The sequence below is a fragment of the Halalkalibacter hemicellulosilyticusJCM 9152 genome, assembly GCF_000513115.1.
GTDB lineage: Bacteria > Bacillota > Bacilli > Bacillales > Bacillaceae_D > Halalkalibacter > Halalkalibacter hemicellulosilyticus.
In genome coordinates this window covers 1-3,100 of sequence record NZ_BAUU01000078.1, presented here as the reverse complement: position 1 = coordinate 3,100, position 3,100 = coordinate 1, and the positions used below count along the sequence as shown (strand labels likewise).

2 protein-coding genes are annotated in these 3,100 nt (G+C 39.2%); both read left to right on the top strand.

Annotated elements, in window-relative coordinates; translation table 11 throughout:
* Positions 1–2,060, top strand: a 2,060-nt coding sequence (locus JCM9152_RS20855) for a type I polyketide synthase (RefSeq protein ID WP_148296571.1), incomplete at its 5' end; no start/stop codon positions are given.
* A gap of 24 nt (positions 2,061–2,084) precedes the next feature.
* Positions 2,085–3,100 (top strand): acyltransferase domain-containing protein (locus JCM9152_RS20850; RefSeq protein WP_035347715.1); only part of this gene is annotated, 1,016 nt, incomplete at its 3' end.

The following is a 3,100-nucleotide window of genomic DNA, read 5'->3' as shown; positions in this document are numbered from 1 at the left end:
CTAAGGTCAATGGTGCACGTAACTTACATGAAACATTCAAGCCACAAGACTTTTTACTTCTATTTTCTTCTGCGGCGGCAACCTTCGGTTCTGCGGGACAAGGAAACTATGCAGCAGCTAATGCAACACTAGACGCATTGGCACAGAAGTGGTCTTTAGCAGGGGATTCAGTTTTATCTGTGCAATGGGGAGCATGGTCAGAGGGAGGAATGGCTGAACGTAACTCAGCAATAAAACGTGCAGAAGCAACAGGATTTGGCTCCATTTCCAACGAATTAGGGAAAAAAGCGATTGAACAACTCCTGGTTGGTAATAAAAAAGGAGTCATTTGTATCACCCCAATAAATTGGAGTAATTTAAAATTAAACATTCCGCTAGTTTCTCGGTTTGTATCTCAAAAAAGTACACCTAGTAAATCAAAACAGATTGAAAAACACAGTAAATTTGGTTACGCAGAGGTTTTGCGCATTGTTCGCCAAGCAGTTGCTGAAATAACGTCGAATAATATTCCGGATGATGCTTCATTAATGACAAATGGCTTAGATTCTTTAGGAGCGGTTGTCCTCGCACAAACACTGAGTCAAGAAATTGGTCTGTCATTGACAAGTGTGTTTGCCCTAAATCATCCAACTATTGAAGATATGACAGATGCTATTGTAAAACGTATCGAAAATGAAGAATCAGATCTGTCGAATCCAACTTTACCACGTACTGAAAACGAAAGTTCAGTTGAAAAGACGAGTCTCAATATAACTGAAACTAAAGAAAATCAAACTGAACCGATTGCGATAATAAGTACAGCTTGTCGATTACCAGGAGACGTGACATCACCTGAAGAATTTTGGGATATGCTTCTCGAAAGAAAGGATTGTGTAACAGATATTCCTAAAACACGTTTCAATATTGATGACGTTTATGACCCTAATCCGAACATGGTTGGACGAAGTTATACAAAGAGTGGCGCATTTATGAAAGATGTTGAGAGTTTTGACTATGAATTCTTCGGTATGTCTTTTGCCGAAGCACGCTTAATGGATCCTCAACAACGCTTATTACTTGAAGTTGCCTTTGAAGCTGCTTATAAAGCTGGTTATGATAAAAGTAGGTTAAATAAATCATCTATGGGTGTTTTTATAGGTCAGATGAATTATGATTGGGCACACATAGATATTGAAGATGCATTAGCTGACCCATATTATGCAGCGGGTTCTGCACCTTCTATTACATCTAATCGGCTCTCTTATCTGTTAGGACTTACTGGACCAAGCATGACTATAGACACTGCTTGTTCTTCCTCACTAGTAGCTGTTGATCTAGCTGTTGAAAAGTTGCGTAAGGGAGCATGTTCTACGGCGCTGGTAGGCGGAGTAAATGTAATGTTACACCCTCGTTCTTATATAGGTTGTTGCGCTGCTAACATGCTATCTTTTAAAGGTCGTTGCGCTACTTTTGATGAAGGAGCTGACGGATATTGCCGTGGTGAAGGAGTTGGAGCGGTTGTTCTAAAACGTCTCAGTGACGCTCAAGCCGATGGAGACCCTATATTAGCCGTTATTCGTGGTTCAGCAGTTAACCAAGATGGACGAAGTGCTTCCCTAACAGCACCTAACGGTCTTGCTCAACAAGAAGTAATTAGGCAAGCTCTTAATGAAGCTGGTCTTGAGGGAAGTGACGTTGATTATGTTGAATGTCATGGAACAGGGACTTCTTTAGGTGATCCGATTGAAGTTGAAGCATTAAAGAATGTACTGGGTGAGCAACGCTCTAAGCCGCTAGTACTTGGATCGGTTAAGACAAATATAGGTCATTTAGAGGGAGCAGCTGGAATAATAAGCCTTATAAAAACGATTGAGGTATTAAGGCATCGAAAAGCGCCTGGTAATGTACATTTTAAAACTTTGAACCCGAAGATTAATATAGACAATTTTAATGTCGTAATTTCAGCCAATGAAACCCAATTAGACAATCACAATCCAAATTCAGCACTGATTGGTAGTATTTCTTCATTTGGATTTGGAGGCACTAATGCGCATGTTATTTTGGAATCTTGGGGTAAGTAATTTATATTTAGGGGTGAGGTTGAAATGAATATGAAGAATAGCGATAAAAGTACGCGTATTGTAGTTAATCCATCTGACAATATTATGTGGATGTTCACGGGTCAAGGATCTTTAAATTCAAGTAAAAATAATGAGCTATTCAATAGAAATAAAGTATTTAAGCATGCACTTACTAAGTATACGGACATATTGAAGAAAAGCCTTAATGTTCCTATATTAGAAATGCTTCTAAACGAGTCTGCTGGTATAAACCAGCAGACTCAGATAGAGCAACCAGCAACAGTTGCTCTACAGTTAGCACAAATTTCAATGTGGAACGAGCTAGGAGTGAAGCCAAAAGTCGTACTTGGACATTCTATTGGAGAGTTTGCTGCTGCAGTTGCTGCAGGGATAATGAAACCTGAGGATGCTTTAAAACTAGCAATAGCTCGTGGGAAATTAATGTCAGAAGCTCCACCAGGAAGTATGGCTGCAGTATTTTCCCCTGCTGAAAATTTAAAAACACTACCTAGGAATGTTGTTGTGGCAGCAGTCAACGGACCCGCTTTAACAGTTCTAGCCGGGCCTCAAGAGACGTTAAGTCATTTTGTAAATAATAATTATAAAGACCAACACATGATGTTAAATGTCTCTTACGCTTTCCATTCTCCATCTATGAATAGCGCTGCAACAGAATTTGGAAAACATATTTCAGGAGTCTCTCTATTAAAACCTAAAGATATCCAATTCATTTCTAGTATGACAGGAGAAATCGAGACAGAAAGACTTTTAACACCAGAGTATTGGAAAGACCAAATTATAAATCCAGTTAATTTTTTACAAGCGATTAAGACAAGTTTTTCTTTGTCCCCCCGTGCTACGTTATCTATTGAATTAGGTTCCGATTCCGCACTTATTAACATGGCTCGTCGTATTATACCCGATATGGATGTGCATTGGGTTTCATCTACTTCGGAATTTGAAATAGATGAAACAAAGGTGAATTTAAACATACAAAAGGACAGCTCTGAGAATGCACCTCTTTTTCGCTCAGTACGTAT